This window comes from Pseudomonas sp. Root569 (assembly GCF_001427465.1).
GTDB classification, from domain to species: Bacteria; Pseudomonadota; Gammaproteobacteria; order Pseudomonadales; family Pseudomonadaceae; genus Aquipseudomonas; species Aquipseudomonas synxantha.
This window is the reverse complement of record NZ_LMGQ01000001.1, coordinates 457,376-475,295: the sequence shown is the minus strand read 5'-3', so window position 1 is coordinate 475,295 and position 17,920 is coordinate 457,376. Positions and strand designations below refer to the sequence as shown.

The window sequence follows — 17,920 nt, the reverse complement described above, 5'->3', positions numbered from 1 at the left end:
ACGGCGCAGGTCCATGCTCTGCAAAATTTTCAGGAGCACGGATCATGAGTGTGTATGAGTGGGCACGACAGGAGTTGCGCAGAAGCCAGGATGCGGCGCAGGAGATCGGTTTTGACCCAGGCTTGACCTTGCGCGCCATGCTCAGTGCGGTAGTGCAGCAAAGCAAGGGCGTACGCAGTTTTGAAGACCTGGCCGACGAGCTGCAATACCTCGCAGAAAACCTCGACGACCAGCAGGAATATGCCTTTATGCGGCCTTAGTGGCGCGGTGGCAGGTCTTCGGAAAACAGCTCGTCTTCGGCATCCGGGGCCACGGGGATCTTGTGTTCCTCGGCGGCCCAGGCGCCCAGGTCGATGAGTTTGCAACGGTCCGAGCAGAACGGCCGGTTGAGGTTTTCCGTTTTCCATTCCACGGGGGCACCGCAGGTTGGGCAATCGACGGTCAAGGGTTGGCTCATGGTCGGCCTCCACGCAAAGTAAGGTAAAAGTGGTGCAGTCGCTCGACCTCGCCATGCAGCCAGGCAAGGTCCTGGTCATTGACCAGTACATCATCGGCATGGTTCAGGCGGTCTTCGCGGCTGGACTGGGCCTTGAGAATCGCCTGCACCTGTTGTTCGCTGATGCCATCGCGCTGCAGGGTACGCTGAATCTGCAGCGATTGCGGCACGTCGATCACCAGGATGCGCTGGGTCATGCTGTATTGGCCTGACTCGATCAGCAGCGGTGACACCAGGATCGCGTAAGGCGAACGGGCGCGTGCCAGGTGACTGCGAATTTCCTCGGCAATCAACGGGTGCAGCAGTGCTTCCAGCCACAGGCGTTCTTCAGGGACCTCAAAGATCAGTTTACGCAGCGCGGCGCGGTCCAGCTGGCCGTCGGGGTGCAGCACGCCGCTGCCGAAATGCTCGGCGATGCGTGCCAGTGCCGGTCGGCCAGGCTCCACGACCCAGCGAGCAGCATGATCGGCATCCACCAGGTCGATGCCCAGGTGGATAAAGTGTTCGGCCGCAGCGCTTTTGCCGCTGCCAATGCCGCCCGTGAGGCCAAGAATCCAGGGTGTTGCGACAGAAGTGGTCATCTGAAACCGACAGACTGCAAATAGAAGTCGGTTATTTGACCACCCCAGAGCAATGCAATCCAGCCGGCAATTGCCAGGCAGGGACCAAAGGGCAGCGGTGCTGACGCTTGGGTCTTGCGCAAACGCAGCAGGATCAACCCGACGATCAGGCCCAGCAATGAGGCCATCAGTAATGTCATCGGCAGTATCTGCCACCCACCCCAGGCTCCCAGCAATGCCAATAACTTGAAGTCGCCATGGCCCATGCCATCTTTACCGGTGAGCAGCTTGAACAGCCAGAACACGCTCCACAGGCTCATGTAGCCAATGACCGCGCCCCACAGCGCATCGGGCAAGGTCGCCAGCAGGTCGGCGCTGTTGAGGATGAGTCCCAGCCATAGCAGCGGCAGCACCAGCGCATCCGGCAACAATTGATGGTCGAGGTCAATCAGGCTCAGGCCCAGTAAGCCCCAGCTCAGCAGCAGCACCGCGCCGGCCTGCCAGCCAAGGCCGAAGTGCCAGGCAACGGTGGCCGAGACCAACGCGCAGGCCAGCTCGGTTAAGGGATAACGAAGGCTGATGCGCTCACGGCAATGGGCACAACGCCCCCTGAGCAACAGGTAGCTGAGCAGTGGGATATTTTCCCAGGGCCGAATCGGCTGTTCGCAACGGGTGCAGCAGGAATTCGGGCACATCAGGTTATAGGGCGGCCCGCCGGGTGCGGCAGGCAAGCCGAGGATCTCACGGGCTTGGGCACGCCATTCGCGCTCGAGCATTTTTGGCAGTCGCCACACCAGCACATTGAGGAAACTGCCGACGATCAGGCCTAGCACCAGTGCCATGGCAACAAAAAACCAGGGCCGTTCGGTCAGCAGCAGGATCAAAATGCCGTACCCAGTTGAAAGACCGGCAGGTACAGGGCGATCACCAACGCCCCGACAATGCCCCCCAGTACCACCATGATCAGCGGTTCCATCAGGCTGGTGAGGTTATCGACCAAGGTGTCCACGTCCGCCTCGTAGTGGTTCGCGACTTTTTCCAACATTCGGTCCAGCGTGCCGGATTCTTCACCGATGGCCGTCATCTGGATCGCCATGCCTGGAAACAGGCCACTGCTGGCCATGGACTGGTTCAATTGCATGCCTGTGGATACATCGTGGCGCATACGATCAATTGCCTGTTTGAATGGTCCATTGCCGACGGCGCCGGCCACCGAGCCCAATGCCTGCACGAGGGGCACGCCCGCTGCGAACGTGGTTGAAAGCGTGCGGGCGTAACGAGCGACGGCAGAGTTGTGCAGCAGTTTGCCTGCCAGGGGCATTTTCAACAAACCCGCTTCCAGCCGATGGCGAAAGCCTGGGTAAGCACGGTAAGCCTGGCGAAGCCCTGCCAGCGACGCACCCAAGCCCAGCGCCAGCACCCACCACGCCTGTTGCAGGAATTCGGACAGGGCAATGACCGCCAAGGTAAACCCGGGCAATTGGCCGTTGACCCCGGCGAACAGGTTCTGGAATTGCGGCACTACGTGTATCAACAGCACCGCGCTGACCAGCGTGGCAACCACCAGTACCGCAACAGGGTAGGTCATGGCCTTTTTGATCCTGGCTTTGAGCCGTTGGCTTTTCTCCAGGTGAGTCGCTATTCGCTCCAGCAGCAATTCCAGGGCGCCGGCCTGTTCCCCGGTGGACACCAAGTTGCAGTACAGGTCATCGAAATAACGGGGATGTAGGCGCAGCGCATCGGCCAAGCTGTTGCCACTGGCGATCTGCTGTTTCAAGGCTTCGACCAGGTCACGCACCTGCCGGTTCTCGACGCCCTCTCTGATGATGTCGAAGGCATGTAGCAGCGGGATACCGGCCTTGAGCAATGTGGCCAACTGGCGGGTGAACAGGGCGATATCCGCAGGCAATATACGTGGGGCGAACGTCGGCCGAGGCGCAGGCTTTTTACGCACACGCTCGGGACAGATCCCTTGCTGGCGCAATTGTGCCTTGATCAGCGCAAGGTCATTGCCTGCAATTTGCCCGGACACCCTGCGTCCCTTGCGGTTGATGCCTTCCCAGGCGTAGATCGTTGATGTGTCATTCATGTCGGGTTCGTGCACGCAGGTAGTGAAGAATTTACAGCTTAGTCAGGGAGCGTGTTCGGGCAGGCTGGCGTTCAGGAATAAAATGTCAGAATGTGCGTCCTGTACGCGATTGGCCGCTTGGGCATGAGTACACTGGCGCCGTTGCACACTACGGGGCGCAGGACGCGCCTTGTCATGGTTCTATTCTGGAGAGTGAAAGAGATGCGTCAAAAAGGCTTTACTTTGATCGAGTTGTTGATCGTCGTGGCAATCATCGGCATTTTGGCCACCATCGGTTTGCCCATGTACACCAAGCACCAGGCCAAGGCCAAGTTTACGGCGGGGCTGGCGGAAATCAGCGCGTTGAAGGCTGGCTACGAAGATACGATCAACCAGGGCACTGTGCCCACTCTGGAGTTGATCGGTGGCACCAGCCCGACGGCCAACTGCAAGATCGAGGTGACAGGCGATGTGGCCTCGGGTGCAGGTTCCATCCGTTGTGAAATTCTCGATGCGCCGGCTCCCGTGCTGGGCAAGACCATTACCCTGACCCGCAGCGCCACCACCGGCTGGACCTGCGCCACCACGGTTGAGGCGCAGTACGCTGCCAAAGGCTGTGGCATCAACGGCGCGTGACGCCGCCGGGCGGTGAGCGAGTCAGTTGCTGCATGTCCGATGCAGTGCTAGCTTTAGCCCACTGCCCGTGTAGCTCAGCCGGTAGAGCAGCGCACTCGTAACGCGAAGGTCGCAGGTTCGATTCCTGTCTCGGGCACCAAGGCACCACCGCTTCAAAGGCAATGTTTTCAGATGATCCCAGAATGGTTCTGAAGGCCAGACGAGCTGGCATTCGTGCCCGCTCTTTTGTATCTGCGCAACCTTGATGACCCAGATGCATCCCCATTCCTCGATCTAAGAGAACGACATGACCACGACTGAGATGACCCAGGAAGTTCGGCACCAAGCAGCTCTCGAAAAATATCTCGAGGAGTCGCCGCAGCTTAAAGAAGAGATCAAGGAACTGAGCGCTGACGACCAGCGTGACCAGATCCAGTGGGCATTTGAGGACGAGGCCGAGAGCCAGGGCTACCAGCCTTGGGAACTGACCCTCAAGTACACCTCGACGCCTGAAGAGTTTGAAACTGCACGGCTGGCCTTGCACAAAGAGGCGGCCGAAGTGCTGGGTGTCGAGTGGGACGAGTACTGCGAGATGAATAACCTTGTAGTTTAAAGCAGCCTGTAGGCGCGAGCTTGATCGCGAAAAACGTTAACGATAACGCGTGAACTTTGATTGCACGCGGTGCCCTTGAGGTTTTCGCGAGCAAGCTCGCTCCTACAGTCAAGGCACTTTAGATACTCAGACGCATCGACAGATCCACCGCCTTCAGATCCTTGGTCATCGCGCCGATGGAAATGTAGTCCACTCCGGTTTCAGCGACAGGCAGCAGCGTGGTTTCGTTGATCCCGCCGCTGGCTTCCAGCTTGGCCTTGCCGGCGTTCAGGCGCACGGCTTCGCGCATGTCGTCCAGGCTCAGTTCATCCAGCATGATGATGTCGGCACCCGCCGCCAGGGCTTCGCGCAATTCTTCCAGGCTTTCCACTTCGATTTCTACCGGCTTACCCGGGGCGATCTTGTGGGCAGCCGCGATGGCCTGGGCAATACCTCCACAGGCGGCAATGTGGTTTTCCTTGATCAGGAACGCGTCATACAGCCCGATGCGGTGATTATGGCAACCGCCGCAGGTGACTGCGTACTTCTGCGCCAGGCGCAGGCCCGGCAATGTCTTGCGGGTGTCCAGCAGCTTGACTTGGGTACTGGCAACAAAGTCCGCCAGGAACTGCGCACGGGTGGCGACGCCTGACAGCATCTGCAGGAAGTTCAGCGCACAGCGTTCACCGCTGAGCAGCGAGCGTGCCGGGCCTTCAAGGTGGAACAGCACCTGGTTGGAGTTGACCCGTTCACCGTCGGCCACCTGCCAATGTACGGCTACCCGTGGGTCCAGTTGGCGGAACACTGCATCCACCCACGCCGTACCAGCGATAACGGCCGCCTCGCGGGTAATGATCGTCGCCTTGGCCAGCCGTTCGACCGGGATCAACTGCGCGGTGATGTCACCACTGCCGATGTCTTCCAGGAGTGCGCGGCGCACGTTGGCTTCAATTTCGGCGGTGAGGTCGGCGAGACGGAGATTCGGCATAACAGGCTCCACAAACAAAGTGCCTCGATTATAGGGGCTGCATGCGTTTGAACCCAGGCTCGCCACTCAATTACAGCGCAAAGGCATAGTTTGCTGGCGCAACTACCCTCATTTGCAAGATAATCTCGCGCCTTGCGATTGGCGTCATAGCTTTGACGTCCTGGTGGTAGCCGGGTGTTTGCAGTGCCTCCTGGGCCTGCCCCCGTTCTTCCCACCTCTCAACACCGCCGTTTCAGGAGGCCAGGATGCACAATGACGGAAAGGTGGTGCCTTTCAACAGGGCGCAGGCCACGACATCGCCGCTCGCGCGCCTGCCGGTGGTGGTGTTGCAGGTGCGTGACAAGGCGGCGCAACAGTTGCAACAGGGTTTGCAGGAGTTGTTCGATAACGCCGACGACACCCTGTTCGAAATGGCTGACAAGGCCCGCAGCACCGTCGACCATCATATTTTCTTCGAGGCCATGCGTGACCTGCGCCTCAAGCGCAAGAACTTCGAGCGCGTATTCATGGAGCAGCTGTTTGCCGCCTTTGGCGACCTGGGCTTGGCCGGGCGCGGCGACATGCACCTGGTGCCGGTGGTGTCTTACGAAGGCGTGTCCGGTACAAGCGCTGATGAGGCGGAAAAAGCCGTGGCCCTTGAAGCGATGCTCAGTCGAGTACGGCATCGCGATGGGGTGGCACTGGGGCAGTTGAGTGCGCGATTCAGTGAATTGCTTGGCAGGCGCCTGGATGACCATGAGAACCCACTGGGGCCGGCCTTGCTTTGCGAGTTCTTCCTGCAGGCCGGACGCAGCCTGGGGGTGGAGATCCGGGTTAAGCTGATCATACTCAAGCTGTTTGAAAAATACGTGCTCAGCGACGCTGACCTGCTGTACGCCGAAGCCAATCAGCTACTGGTCGCCACTGGGGTACTGCCCGAACTCAAGGCCGTTCCGTCCCGTCGTCCCGGTGGGCCTGCGACCCGTGAACAGCACCACCCCAGCCAGTCGATCGCCGAGCCGCCGTTCGAGCCAAGCGGACAAGAGGCCTTCAGTGCCTTGCAAAAGTGGCTCGTGGCCGTGCGTGGCAGCGTAGCGCCGACCCTCGAGGCCAGTACCGAGCCGCAACCCATCGCCACCCGCGACCTGCTGCGCCTGCTGTCGCATTTGCAACAGTACGTCCCGGAGCCCGACGCCGAGGACGATTTTGACCTGCGCAATCAGCTTGAGCAGCTACTGACTCGGGTCAGCGTCAAGAGTGGCAGGTCGCGGGTGCTGGAAGAGGCTGACGAAGATGTAATCAACCTGGTTGCCTTGCTGTTTGAGTTCATTCTCGATGACCGCAGCGTGCCGGATGCTTTCAAGGGTTTGATTGCCCGCTTGCAGATTCCGATGCTGAAAGTCGCGGTGCTGGACAAAAGCCTGTTCAGCTGTGCGAACCATCCGGTGCGCCGCTTGCTCAATGAAATCGCGAGCGCCGTCATAGGATGGAGCCCGCCGGGGAACAACCCGCACGATTACCTCTACCTGCGTATCGAGCAGGTCGTACAGCGGTTACTGAATGAATTTGTCGAAGACACGGCAATTTTTTCCCAGCTGCTGGCGCAGTTCAGCGCGTTTACCGCCGATGAGCGCAGGCGTAGTGAGTTGCTGGAGCGGCACACCCATGAAGCCGAGCAAGAGCGCCTGCGTACCGAGGCTGCTCGCCGGCGTGTGGCGCAAGCGATCAATCGACGGATTATGGGTAAAACCTTGCCGCAGTTTTTGCTGCGGTTCCTGCAGCAGGCCTGGAGCCAGGTGCTGTTGTTGACCACGCTCAAGCACGGCGAACAACCCCTGCCATGGCAAACGGCGCTGCGCACCATGGATGAGCTGATCTGGAGCGTTGGCCTGCAGGGAGACACCGAAGCAGGTCGGCGTTTGCTCGAGCAATTACCTGGGTTGCTCAAGGCGCTGCGTGACGGCCTGGCCAGTGCGGCGTTCGATTCGTTCAGCACCCGTGAATTTTTCCAGCAGTTGCAGGCCATGCATGTACAGTCGTCAGAGGGCGAGGGCGTCGATGTGCTGGTCGAAGTCCGCGAACCTTTCGTCTTCAGCTCGAGTTTGCCGCCACCCCAAGAGCCTCTGCCCGATGATGATTCCGATTTGCTCAAGGTCCAGCAGTTGCGTATAGACACCTGGATTGAGCTGCAGCAAAACGACGCCCCCATCCTGCGCTGCAAGTTGACGGCGATCATGCCGCCTGCCAATACCTATGTTTTTGTTAGTCGCGCAGGGCTCAAGGTTCTGGAGCAAACCGCCGGGCAATTAGCCCTGGCCTTCAAGCGTGGCGCGCTGCGCACGTTGGATAATGGCTTGCTGTTCGAACGTGCGCTGGCTGCGGTGGTGGGTAACCTGCGTCAACTCAATCGCGGCAAGTGATCGCAACCGCGGGGCGGAACGCGGCATACTGGTAACACTTAGTCTCATTCAAGGAGCCTGTATGCAGTTGGACCCCGCCAGCGGCTGGTGCCAGGGCATCCGCCACTGCCCTTCGCCCAACTTCAACGAGCGCCCTGAAGGCGAAATCTCGCTGTTGGTGGTGCACAACATCAGCTTGCCCCCAGCGCAGTTCGCGACTGGCAAGGTGCAGGAGTTTTTCCAGAATCATCTGGACGTCTCGGAACATCCCTACTTTGAGGGTATCGCGCACCTACGTGTGTCTGCGCATTTTCTGATTGAGCGTGACGGCATTGTGACGCAATTTGTTTCCTGTCGGGACCGAGCCTGGCATGCAGGTGTTTCCAGCTTCGAGGGCCGCGAAGTGTGCAACGATTTTGCCCTTGGGATCGAGCTGGAAGGTACGGACGAACTGCCGTATACCGAGGCCCAGTACAGGTCGCTGATCGACCTGACACGCCAGCTGCTGGCGGCCTACCCGAAAATTACCCAACAACGTATTTGTGGTCACAGCGACATCGCCCCGGGGCGCAAGACCGACCCGGGCCCCGCTTTTGATTGGACGCGCTTTCGTAGCGCCCTGCAGGATGGAGGACACGAAGAATGAGTTTCCTGGTGTTGGTGCTGGCGGTCTGGATTGAGAAGTTCTCGGCCTTGCGCCTGCGGCTGCAGCGCGACGGCGGATGGCTGCGTGAGCTGGCCAGGCTGGAGGCGAGCCCGCGCATGGGCAAGCGCCCCTGGCTGATCCTGCTGATCATGGTGCTGCTGCCCGTGGCGTTGCTGGCGCTGTTGCTGCTGGTGCTGGAGCCGGTGGCCTATGGCCTGCTGGCATTGCCGGTGCACTTGCTGGTGGTGATCTATAGCCTGGGCCGTGGTGATCTGTTGGCAGGGCTGGGACCGTTTCGTGACGCCTGGCGACGCGGTGACCTGCAAGCTGCCGAACACGTGGCCGAGCGCGATCTGAATCTTGGCGCGGACAGTGGCGAGCAATTGCTGGAGCGCGTCCAGGGCTACTTGCTGTGGCAGGCGTATCAAAGCTTTTTCGCGGTGATCTTCTGGTATTTCCTGCTAGGTCCGGTAGCCGCCTTGGCCTATCGCCTGTTAGCCCTAGCCAGCGAACATAGCCAGAACCCCTTGGTGGCCGAGCGCGCCACGCAGCTGCGCCACGCGTTTGACTGGTTGCCGGTACGCCTGCTGGCGGCGAGTTTTGCCTTGGTGGGCAATTTCGTCGGGGTCAGCCGTGTGATGCTCCACGAACTGCTGAGCTGGGACATCAGCGCTGCACAGCTGATGGAAAAAGTCGGGCTGGCCGCCGCCGAAATCCCGCCGCCGGTGGTGGGCGCCGATGGCATCAACAGCCTGGATCGCCTGTGGGAGCTGCTGCTGCGTGCGGCGGTGCTGTGGTATGCCGGTTTTGCCATCTGGACTGTATTGCCCTAAACATTGTGGGAGGGGGGCTAGCCCCCGATGGCGGCTAAACCGGCATCCCTGCCGGTTTACCCCCCAAATCCCTGTCGAATTCCGGCCAGCGTGGTTTAACGGGGCGCCTAAGATCAAAGGCATATCAAGATCAAGAGCGGCTCGCTTCGCATCGTGGTTACTGGCGGTCGCTATGTCAGGGTTGTGTAGATATCCGTGGCTATCAGGGGCAAGCCCCCTCCCACATTGGGTCCCCGGACACGCCGTTAACCTTACGTTACAAAACTCCCTTTCAAATTGAGCTATACAGACAGAGCGCCAAATAGTGGCTATCTGCCGCCGCCCTGCGCCTCAATAAAAATAAAAGAAGGGGAGGTCACCTGTGAAGAGCTTGCTCTATCCCGCCGTAGCGCTGATGAACCGCCTGAGCTTCGGCATGAAGTTCAGCCTGATCAGTGTGCTATTCCTGCTGCCGATGCTGGCAACCAACTACTATCTGGTGCGTGATTCCTGGCGCGAATTCCAGGGCACTCGCATCGAACTCCAGAGCCTTGACCTGCTTGGCAGCAGCCTGGTGTTGCGTCGCGACCTGGAAACCCTCAACAACCAGGTGCAGATCAACGCCACACTTGGCCAGTCCGGCAAGGCCGCTGATCTTGAGGCCAGGATCAGCGCCTTGGAGCAGAGTGTGCTGGACCGTTTGCAAGGCTTGAGCGCCGTGGCGAGCGAGCCCGAGCACGTCACCGTTTTTGAAAGCAAGCGCGACGAGTTGATCGCCGCGTTCAAGGCGCAGCAACAGGAAAGTTCGTTGCTCAACAAAACGGCGCTGATCGGCAAATTACTTAACCAGGCCCAGATGCTCAGCCAGATTATTGCCAGCCAAGCCGGCTTGAGCCGTGACGCGCAAAGTGATCTTCGCCAGCTCTCCGATCTGGTCACTACTGTCACCCCGCAAGTCACCCAGGCCCTTGGGGAGGGGCGTGCGATGGGCGCGTACTCTCTGGGCCAAGGGTTTATCAACTCTTCTTCCAGCACACGCTTTGACGAATTGCTGCAGCAGTTGGAAAAACTCCAGGGCGAATATGGCTTGAAACTGCAGGACGCACTGGGCGCCAGCCATGCCGCACATGCGACCCTCGACACCCTGGCGCAAGCCAGCCAGGCCAGCCTCAAGCAAGGCAGCGAATTGTTCGAAGAACGGGTGGTGATGGCCGAGACCCTCGACACAGCGTGGCAGGGGTTTTACGACAGCGTCAGCCAACTGATGGCCAAGACATATCAACTGGATGAAGCCACCTTGGCGTTCATCGGGCAGCAACTGGAGCAACGCCTGGCACAAAACCGACTGCACATGGTGCTGCTGATCGCGGCACTGGCGGCGGTATTTGCGCTGATTTTCTACTTATATGCAGGCTTCTTCGTATCCACCCGTACCACCTTGCGTCGCCTGGGGGTAATGATGGACAAAGTGGCGGCAGGTGACATGACGGTCACCTTCGTGGCCCAAAGCCGCGATGAGCTGGGGGACTTGGGCCAGGTGTTCAATGGCACCGTGGCCAAGATCCACGACTTGATCGAGCGCGTCGGGCATACGGTCAGCCAGGTCGAGCTGCAGGCCGGCCAGGTCCAGGCGGTTTCGGCACAGAGCAACCAGGCGGTATCCGGTCAGCGCAGCCAGATCGAACAAGTGGCGACGGCGATGAACCAAATGTCGGCCACTGCCCAGGAGGTGGCGCGTAGCGCGGCGGCGGCAGTCAACAGCGCCCAGAGCGTCAATGATGAAACCGTCAGTGGGCGGGCGCTGGTGCAATCACAGCAAGGCGGCATCGCACGCCTGGCTTCGGAGCTTGATGAGTCGGTGCGGGTGATCAACCAGTTGGCCGCCGACAGCCAGGACATCAGCAGGGTCTTGGAAGTGATCAAGAGCATCGCTGAGCAGACCAACCTGTTGGCGCTCAACGCGGCCATCGAAGCCGCCCGCGCCGGTGAACAGGGCCGAGGTTTTGCCGTGGTGGCCGACGAGGTGCGCACCCTGGCCCGACGCACCCAGCACTCCACCGAAGAAATCGAACAAATGATCAGTCGCTTGCACAGTGGCGTCGGCGCGGCGGTGAAGGCCATGGGCAGCAGCCATGAAATGGCGAGTGGCACGGTGGGGCAGTCGGAAAAAGTCCAGCAAGCCCTGGAGAATATCCTCGGCGCCGTAGGGATGATCGTTGACCAGAACCAGCAGATTGCCGCTGCCGTCGAGCAGCAAACGGCGGTCGCCCAAGACATCGACCAGAATATTGTCGAAATCAATCGCGCTGGCGAGCATGCGGCGCAAGGTGCCCAACAGACCGAAGCGGCCAGCAGGCAATTGTCGGCGCAGGTCATTGAGTTGAAGCAATTGATCGGGGCGTTTCGAGTGTAGGAATTTTCTGTGGGATTGAGCTTCGGATTGCGTGGCGCATATCCTGATTTGTCGGACTGTGTTTTATCGCGGCGTGGTTAGGTGAGAATTTATTTCATCCGTCACGGTCACGAGGAGACACGACGATGGCCGCTGCAATCGGTATCAAGGGGCATTGCGCCCAGTGCGACATGACGTTTGAACTCAAGCCTTGGCAATTGAATGCCATTGCTGTTGATATACCTTTTGACTGTACGTATTGCCACTGCGGCTTGCAGCTGTGTTGCCTCAAACAGTTGCGTCGGTTTCGCGCTCTCGACCAGTGGGCGTTGGTGCGCCCGAGCATGATCATGCTGACGTGCGCGACCTTGGTGGTGGCCCTGGTTGCAGAGTGGTTGGGGCTGCTCAGCATGATTGCGCAGTTCAACCTTTCGCTGGTTACGGTGTTGATTCATTTCCTGGTGGTGCGCTACGCCCGTCATCGACAGCGGATGACCTTGAAGTTGCAGGTCATCAGCCCGCTACCAGTTGAACAACTCGCACGCATTGCGTGTGCTCGTCTCAGCCAGCAATGAAGGGCTGATTGCCATGCGCTGCGCCAGCGCTACGCAGATGTCCGGCAGGTGCTGCGGGCTGTTGCGCTGGTCGGGATACATGGCCGGGGCCATATCCGGCGAATCGGTTTCCAGCACAACAGCGTCAAGGGGCAACTGGGCAAGTACCTTGTGCATGCGCAGGGCTTGGGGCCAGGTGGCGGCGCCGCCCAGACCAAGCTTGAAACCGAGCTTGATGTACTCGCGGGCCTCCTCGACGCTGCCGGCGAACGCATGGATGATCCCGCCCCGCGGCAGGCGGATGCGCTTGAGGGTGGCAATCACGGCGGCGTGGCTGCGGCGTACGTGCAGCAAGGCCGGCAGTTGGAAATCCGCCGCAAGTTTCAACTGGGCTTCAAACAGGCTTTGCTGGTGCTCGCGGTCGAGGTGCTCAAGAAAGTAATCCAGGCCAATTTCGCCCACGGCGCATAGTTGCCGGTGGCCTTGCAGGCGGGTCAACCAGTCCCCCAGCTCCAGCAGGTCGGCAGGGCGATGTTCATCGAGATACACCGGGTGCAAGCCGAGGGCCGCGAACAAGCCGTCGTCCTCCTGCACCAAATCCCACAGCCGCTGCCAATTTCTCTTGTATACGCCCAACACCACCATGCGCTGTACGCCGAGTTGACGGCTATAGGCGAGGACTTGCGGGCGATCGTGGTCGAAATCCGCGAAGTCCAGGTGGGTGTGGGTGTCGATCAGCTCCACGCTCAGGCCTCGTGAATACGCTGCTTGAAGGTCCGCCCAATGGCGTGCACGCCCGGTTGGTACTGTTCTTCCTCAATGGCGGCCAGGGCCAGGCGCAGGGCGGTCTCGGCGATCAACTGGTGTTGCTGGGCCATGGCGTTGACCGGCAGTGGCAGGAAATCCAGCAGTTGGGTATCGCCGAAGGTGCCCAGGCGCAGGGGGCGCGACCTGAGGGGGAAGTCATGCAGTGCGTCGAACACGCCTTGCAGCAGTACGTAGGAGGTGGTCACCAGCGCGTCGGGCAAATGCCCCAAGCGTTGCAGCAGTTGTTCCATCAACTGTCGGCCGCAGTCACGGCTGAAAGCTTCGCCCTGTTCGATGATCACTTCGCCGTTGAAGCCTTGCAGCGCTTGACGGAAACCGGCGGTACGCTCCTGGCTGATGCTCAGTTCGGGGTGTGCGCCGATCAGCGCGATCTGCTTGGGCAGCGGTTGCAGCAGGCTGCTGGTGAGTTGCTGGCAGGCCTGGCGGTCATCGCTGACCACCGAGCAGAATTGGCCAGGCTCCATGACCCGGTCGATGGCGATCACCGGCAACCCCTTGGCTTGCAGCTCGCGATAGCTGTCATCCGTGGCTGGCAGGCAACTGGCGACGAACAACGCATCGCAACGCCGCGCACGGAACAGTTGCAGCAGTTGGCGTTCACTGGCGGCTTCGTCATCGGAACTGGCAATCAACAACTGGTAGCCCCGCGCCCGTGCACCTTGTTCCAGCAGCTTGGCGATGCGTGCGTAACTGGGGTTTTCCAGGTCGGGCAAGATGAACCCCAAGGTGCGCGTATGCCGGCTGCGCAGCCCGGCGGCTTGGGGATTGGGCGTAAAGCCATGGGCCTGGACCACGGCGCGCACACGCTCAACGGTTGCATTGCTGATGCGTTGCTGTTCGGCCTTGCCATTGATGACATAGCTGGCGGTGGTCACGGACACACCGGCCAGACGTGCGATATCACTGAGTTTCAAACCGGGATTTCCTTGTTTTTTAGAGCGTGCCCCGACATTTTGTCCAATCGTAACCGATTCCAGCCCACGACCAATGTCCCAGAGCAAGCGCCGAGTGGCCCTTCTAGCTTGCGCAATTAACGCGTAATCTGCCATAAATTCTAGATTAAACGTTTCAGCAGGCGTATTTTTACGATGTTCGCCACTGAGTGACCACTGCCAATTGACCACTCAGTCAGTTATTTTTGAACGTCTCGCGCTGATCAATTCAAAACAATACCTAGTGCGCACATCGCACTAACTAGGAGAACGGCATGCTTGAGCTCACCGTAGAGCAGATATCCATGGGCCAGGTGGCTGTGGATAAGTCTGCTGCCTTGCACCTGCTCGCTGATAAATTGGTGGCCGATGGCCTGGTTGCCGAGGGTTATCTCAGTGGCTTGCAAGCCCGTGAGGCCCAGGGTTCGACTTTTCTCGGCCAGGGCATCGCCATTCCCCACGGCACGCCAGAAACCCGCGACCAGGTATTTTCCACCGGTGTGCGTTTGCTGCAGTTCCCCGAAGGGGTGGACTGGGGCGACGGCCAGGTGGTCTACCTGGCGATTGGTATCGCGGCTAAATCCGATGAGCACCTGCGCCTGCTGCAACTGCTGACCCGCGCCCTCGGTGAAACCGACTTGGGCCAGGCACTGCGTCGGGCCGGCAGCGCCGAAGCCTTGTTGAAGCTGTTGCAAGGCGCCCCCCAGGAGCTGGCGCTGGATGCGCAGATGATCAGCCTGGGCGTATCTGCCGATGATTTTGAAGAGCTGGTATGGCGCGGCGCACGCCTGCTGCGTCAGGCCGACTGCGTGAGCAATGGTTTTGCTGCAGTGCTGCAACAAGTTGACGCGCTGCCCCTGGGCGATGGCTTGTGGTGGTTGCACAGCGAGCAGACGGTCAAGCGCCCGGGCCTGGCGTTTGTCACGCCGGACAAGCCCATGCGCTACCTCGGCCAGCCCCTGCACGGCCTGTTCTGCCTGGCGAGCCTCGGTGAAGCCCACCAAGCCCTGCTTGAACGCCTGTGTGCCTTGTTGATTGAAGGGCGCGGCCAGGAACTGGGGCGTGCCACCAGCAGCCGTGCGGTGCTGGAAGTGCTGGGCGGCGAACTGCCTGCGGATTGGCCCAGCGCCCGCATCACCCTGGCCAACGCCCATGGCCTGCATGCGCGCCCGGCCAAGATCCTCGCGCAATTGGCGAAGAGTTTCGACGGCGATATCCGTGTGCGTATCATCGATGGCCCGGTGGGCGCCGTGTCGGTCAAAAGCCTGAGCAAGTTGCTCAGCCTTGGTGCGCGTCGCGGCCAGGTACTGGAATTCGTTGCCGAGCCGACGATTGCCGGCGACGCATTGCCCGCGCTGTTGGCCGCGATCGAAGAGGGGCTTGGCGAAGAAGTCGAGCCATTGCCGAGCGTGAGCGCCCAACCTGCCCAGGTCGATGTCGAGCCGGTACTCAGTGCGCCACTGAGTGGTAGCCAGCTCCAGGCCATCGCCGCCGCGCCGGGCATCGCCATCGGCCCGGCCCATATCCAGATTCCACAGCTGTTTGATTACCCCATGCGCGGTGAGTCTGCCGCGATTGAGCGCCAGCGCCTGCACACGGCCTTGAACGAGGTGCGCCAGGATATCCAGGGCCTGATCGAACGCAGCCTGGCCAAGGCCATCCGCGAGATTTTCATCACCCACCAGGAAATGCTCGACGACCCGGAACTGACCGACGAAGTCGACACCCGCCTCAAGCAGGGCGAAAGCGCCGAAGCCGCCTGGATGAGCGTGATCGAGGCCGCCGCCAAGCAGCAGGAAGCGTTGCAGGACGCGTTGCTGGCCGAGCGCGCCGCCGACCTGCGCGATATCGGCCGTCGAGTGCTGGCGCAACTGTGCGGTGTCGAAACCATTCAGGCGCCCAGCGAGCCCTACATCCTGGTGATGGATGAAGTCGGCCCTTCAGACGTGGCACGCCTGGACCCGGCCCGCGTCGCCGGTATCCTTACCGCTCGCGGCGGTGCCACCGCCCACAGCGCCATCGTCGCTCGCGCCTTGGGCATTCCTGCCTTGGTCGGCGCAGGCGCTGCAGTGTTGCTGCTGAACGCCGGCACACCGCTGTTGCTCGACGGTCAGCGCGGTCGCCTGCATGTCGACCCGGACGCTGCCACTCTGCAGCGGGCCGTGGTCGAGCGCGATACCCGCGAACAACGCTTGCAGGCGGCGTCGGCCCAGCGCCATGAACCGGCGCTGACCCGTGACGGTCACGCCGTGGAAGTGTTCGCCAATATCGGCGAAAGCGCCGGGGTGGCCAGTGCAGTGGAGCAGGGCGCCGAAGGCATTGGCCTGCTGCGCACCGAACTGATTTTCATGGCCCACCCCCAGGCACCGGACGAAGCCACCCAGGAGGCCGAATACCGTCGCGTGCTCGACGGCCTCGACGGGCGCCCGCTGGTGGTACGCACCCTCGATGTGGGCGGCGATAAACCTTTACCGTATTGGCCTATCGCCGAAGAAGAAAACCCCTTTCTTGGCGTACGCGGCATTCGCCTGACCTTGCAGCGCCCCAAGATCATGGAAGCGCAACTGCGTGCGCTGCTGCGTTCGGCGGATAACCGACCGTTGCGCATCATGTTCCCCATGGTCGGCAGCGTGGATGAGTGGCGCGCAGCCCGGGACATGACCGAGCGCCTGCGCCTGGAAATCCCGGTGGCTGATTTGCAGTTGGGCATCATGATCGAAGTGCCGTCAGCCGCCTTGCTGGCGCCGGTACTGGCCAAGGAAGTGGACTTCTTCAGCGTCGGCACCAATGACCTGACCCAGTACACCCTGGCCATCGACCGTGGTCACCCGACCCTGTCGGCCCAGGCCGACGGCCTGCACCCGGCGGTGTTGCAACTGATTGACATCACTGTGCGTGCCGCCCATGCCCACGGCAAATGGGTCGGCGTCTGCGGCGAGTTGGCGGCGGATCCATTGGCCGTGCCGGTGCTGGTCGGCCTGGGGGTGGATGAGTTGAGCGTGTCGGCCCGCAGCATTCCTGAAGTAAAGGCGCGTGTACGTGAATTCAGTCTGAGCGAGGCCCGGGGCCTGGCGCAACAAGCACTGTTGGTTGGTTCGCCTGCCGAAGTGCGTGCCCTTGTGGAGGCCGTGTAAATGGCGAAGATTCTGACCCTGACGCTGAACCCGGCGTTGGACCTCACGGTGCGCCTGGCGCGCCTGGAACCGGGTGCAGTCAATCGCAGTGAAGCGATGCTCACCCATGCGGCGGGCAAGGGCGTGAACGTGGCGCAAGTGCTGGCGGACCTGGGCCATGACGTCAGCGTCGGCGGGTTTCTCGGTGAGGCGAACCCCCAGGCTTTCGATGCGCTGATCAGCCGCCGTGGGTTTGGCGATGCGTTCGTTCGCGTGCCCGGCGAAACCCGCAGCAATATCAAGATTGCCGAACAGGACGGGCGTGTCACCGACATCAATGCGCCGGGGCCGCTGGTGAGTGAAGAGGCGCAACACGCACTGCTCGATAAGGTCGCAATGATCGGCGCGCAATTTGACGCAGTGGTGGTGGCCGGCAGCTTGCCGCGTGGCGTCAGCCCGCAGTGGTTTCAGGGGCTGCTGCAGCAGTTGAAAGGCCTCGGTTTGAAAGTCGCCCTGGACACCAGTGGAGAAGCGTTGCGCACCGGTTTGCAGGCCGGCCCGTGGCTGGTCAAGCCCAATACCGAAGAGCTGGCCGAAGCCTTGGATAATGCCACCGATGCCATCGGCCAACTGCATCAGCAGGGCGTCGAACATGTGGTGGTCTCCGACGGTGCTGCGGGTGTGACCTGGTACCGCCCGGGTGCAGCGCTGCACGCCACGCCGCCCAAGGTGACGGTGGCCAGCACCGTGGGCGCCGGCGACTCGCTGCTGGCCGGCATGCTTCATGGCTTGCTCAGCGACGAAGCAGCCGAACAGACATTGCGCCGCGCCACGGCGATTGCCGCGATGGCCGTAACGCAGATCGGCTTTGGCATCAGCGATGACGCGCAGTTGGCGCACCTAGAAAGCGGCGTCGATGTACGCACGCTGACAGAACAATAAGAGG

Annotated in this window: 17 protein-coding genes, 1 tRNA gene and 1 pseudogene; 12 read left to right on the top strand and 7 right to left on the bottom strand. The window is 60.9% G+C overall.

From position 1 onward, the window contains the following. Window positions 1–44 precede the first annotated feature (44 nt). Window positions 45–260: a hypothetical protein gene (locus tag ASD70_RS02175; RefSeq protein ID WP_003171680.1), complete on the top strand. Its 216-nt coding sequence runs from the start codon at window positions 45–47 to the stop codon at window positions 258–260. Here ASD70_RS02175 and yacG read toward each other — a convergent pair. From yacG to ASD70_RS02155, 4 genes are read right to left on the bottom strand one after another with little or no spacing between them, the layout of a single operon-like run. After that, on the bottom strand, window positions 257–457 hold the full coding sequence (gene yacG / locus ASD70_RS02170; RefSeq protein WP_043049311.1) for a DNA gyrase inhibitor YacG: 201 nt from the start codon (window positions 455–457) through the stop codon (window positions 257–259). The two genes, ASD70_RS02175 and yacG, sit on opposite strands and share 4 nt — an antisense overlap. Next, a complete protein-coding gene (gene coaE / locus ASD70_RS02165; protein WP_056845538.1) occupies window positions 454–1,077 on the bottom strand; it encodes a dephospho-CoA kinase in 624 nt (207 codons plus the stop codon). The genes yacG and coaE overlap by 4 nt, the downstream gene beginning before the upstream one ends. Further along, complete coding sequence (locus ASD70_RS02160; protein WP_056845537.1) at window positions 1,074–1,940, bottom strand: prepilin peptidase; 867 nt, start codon at window positions 1,938–1,940, stop codon at window positions 1,074–1,076. Before ASD70_RS02160 ends, coaE begins: the two co-directional genes overlap by 4 nt. Beyond that, window positions 1,937–3,145, bottom strand: a complete 1,209-nt coding sequence (locus ASD70_RS02155; protein ID WP_056845536.1) for a type II secretion system F family protein — start codon at window positions 3,143–3,145, stop codon at window positions 1,937–1,939. The genes ASD70_RS02160 and ASD70_RS02155 overlap by 4 nt, the downstream gene beginning before the upstream one ends. Before the next feature lie 201 nt (window positions 3,146–3,346). On the opposite strand from ASD70_RS02155, the gene ASD70_RS02150 reads away from it, so the two are divergent. The 3 genes from ASD70_RS02150 (at window position 3,347) to ASD70_RS02140 (ending at window position 4,352) form a co-directional block, all read left to right on the top strand. Then, on the top strand, window positions 3,347–3,760 hold the full coding sequence (locus ASD70_RS02150; RefSeq protein WP_056845535.1) for a pilin: 414 nt from the start codon (window positions 3,347–3,349) through the stop codon (window positions 3,758–3,760). A 63-nt stretch (window positions 3,761–3,823) separates the two neighbouring features. After that, window positions 3,824–3,899: transfer RNA gene (locus ASD70_RS02145), tRNA-Thr, on the top strand. A 147-nt stretch (window positions 3,900–4,046) separates the two neighbouring features. After that, window positions 4,047–4,352, top strand: a complete 306-nt coding sequence (locus tag ASD70_RS02140; RefSeq protein ID WP_046070864.1) for a DUF6388 family protein — start codon at window positions 4,047–4,049, stop codon at window positions 4,350–4,352. 118 nt (window positions 4,353–4,470) lie between these two features. Here ASD70_RS02140 and nadC read toward each other — a convergent pair whose 3' ends face one another. After that, window positions 4,471–5,319 carry a carboxylating nicotinate-nucleotide diphosphorylase gene (gene nadC / locus ASD70_RS02135; protein ID WP_046070865.1) on the bottom strand — a complete coding sequence of 283 codons (849 nt, stop codon included), beginning with the start codon at window positions 5,317–5,319 and terminating at the stop codon, window positions 4,471–4,473. A 245-nt stretch (window positions 5,320–5,564) separates the two neighbouring features. Between nadC and ASD70_RS02130 the strand changes: the two genes are divergently transcribed. The 6 genes and pseudogenes from ASD70_RS02130 (at window position 5,565) to ASD70_RS02110 (ending at window position 12,122) form a co-directional block, all read left to right on the top strand. Further along, complete coding sequence (locus tag ASD70_RS02130; protein WP_056845534.1) at window positions 5,565–7,718, top strand: DUF1631 domain-containing protein; 2,154 nt, start codon at window positions 5,565–5,567, stop codon at window positions 7,716–7,718. A gap of 61 nt (window positions 7,719–7,779) precedes the next feature. Next, entirely contained in the window at window positions 7,780–8,343 is a 564-nt protein-coding gene (ampD, locus tag ASD70_RS02125; RefSeq protein ID WP_046070867.1) for a 1,6-anhydro-N-acetylmuramyl-L-alanine amidase AmpD, read from the top strand. Further along, the gene (ampE, locus tag ASD70_RS02120) at window positions 8,340–9,176 is read left to right on the top strand and encodes a regulatory signaling modulator protein AmpE (protein WP_046070868.1); all 837 of its coding nucleotides are present in this window, start codon (window positions 8,340–8,342) and stop codon (window positions 9,174–9,176) included. The genes ampD and ampE overlap by 4 nt, the downstream gene beginning before the upstream one ends. A 394-nt stretch (window positions 9,177–9,570) precedes the next feature. After that, window positions 9,571–10,662, top strand: a pseudogene (locus ASD70_RS29880) (methyl-accepting chemotaxis protein); the annotation flags it as partial. After that, window positions 10,639–11,568, top strand: coding sequence for a methyl-accepting chemotaxis protein (locus ASD70_RS29875; RefSeq protein ID WP_419178870.1), 930 nt, complete (start codon window positions 10,639–10,641; stop codon window positions 11,566–11,568). The pseudogene ASD70_RS29880 and the gene ASD70_RS29875, both read left to right, overlap by 24 nt. A gap of 125 nt (window positions 11,569–11,693) precedes the next feature. Further along, window positions 11,694–12,122, top strand: coding sequence for a hypothetical protein (locus ASD70_RS02110; RefSeq protein WP_046070870.1), 429 nt, complete (start codon window positions 11,694–11,696; stop codon window positions 12,120–12,122). Here the strand turns inward: ASD70_RS02110 and ASD70_RS02105 are convergent. Both ASD70_RS02105 and cra read right to left on the bottom strand, forming a co-directional pair. Further along, entirely contained in the window at window positions 12,069–12,845 is a 777-nt protein-coding gene (locus tag ASD70_RS02105; RefSeq protein ID WP_056845532.1) for a TatD family hydrolase, read from the bottom strand. The two genes, ASD70_RS02110 and ASD70_RS02105, sit on opposite strands and share 54 nt — an antisense overlap. Before the next feature lie 2 nt (window positions 12,846–12,847). Next, window positions 12,848–13,843: a catabolite repressor/activator gene (gene cra / locus ASD70_RS02100; protein WP_056845531.1), complete on the bottom strand. Its 996-nt coding sequence runs from the start codon at window positions 13,841–13,843 to the stop codon at window positions 12,848–12,850. Between the two features lie 293 nt (window positions 13,844–14,136). On the opposite strand from cra, the gene ptsP reads away from it, so the two are divergent. Continuing rightward, the gene (ptsP, locus tag ASD70_RS02095) at window positions 14,137–16,995 is read left to right on the top strand and encodes a phosphoenolpyruvate--protein phosphotransferase (protein ID WP_046070873.1); all 2,859 of its coding nucleotides are present in this window, start codon (window positions 14,137–14,139) and stop codon (window positions 16,993–16,995) included. Next, window positions 16,996–17,916 (top strand): 1-phosphofructokinase, encoded by a 921-nt coding sequence (gene pfkB, locus ASD70_RS02090; protein WP_046070874.1) that lies wholly within the window; start codon window positions 16,996–16,998, stop codon window positions 17,914–17,916. Window positions 17,917–17,920: the final 4 nt, after the last annotated feature.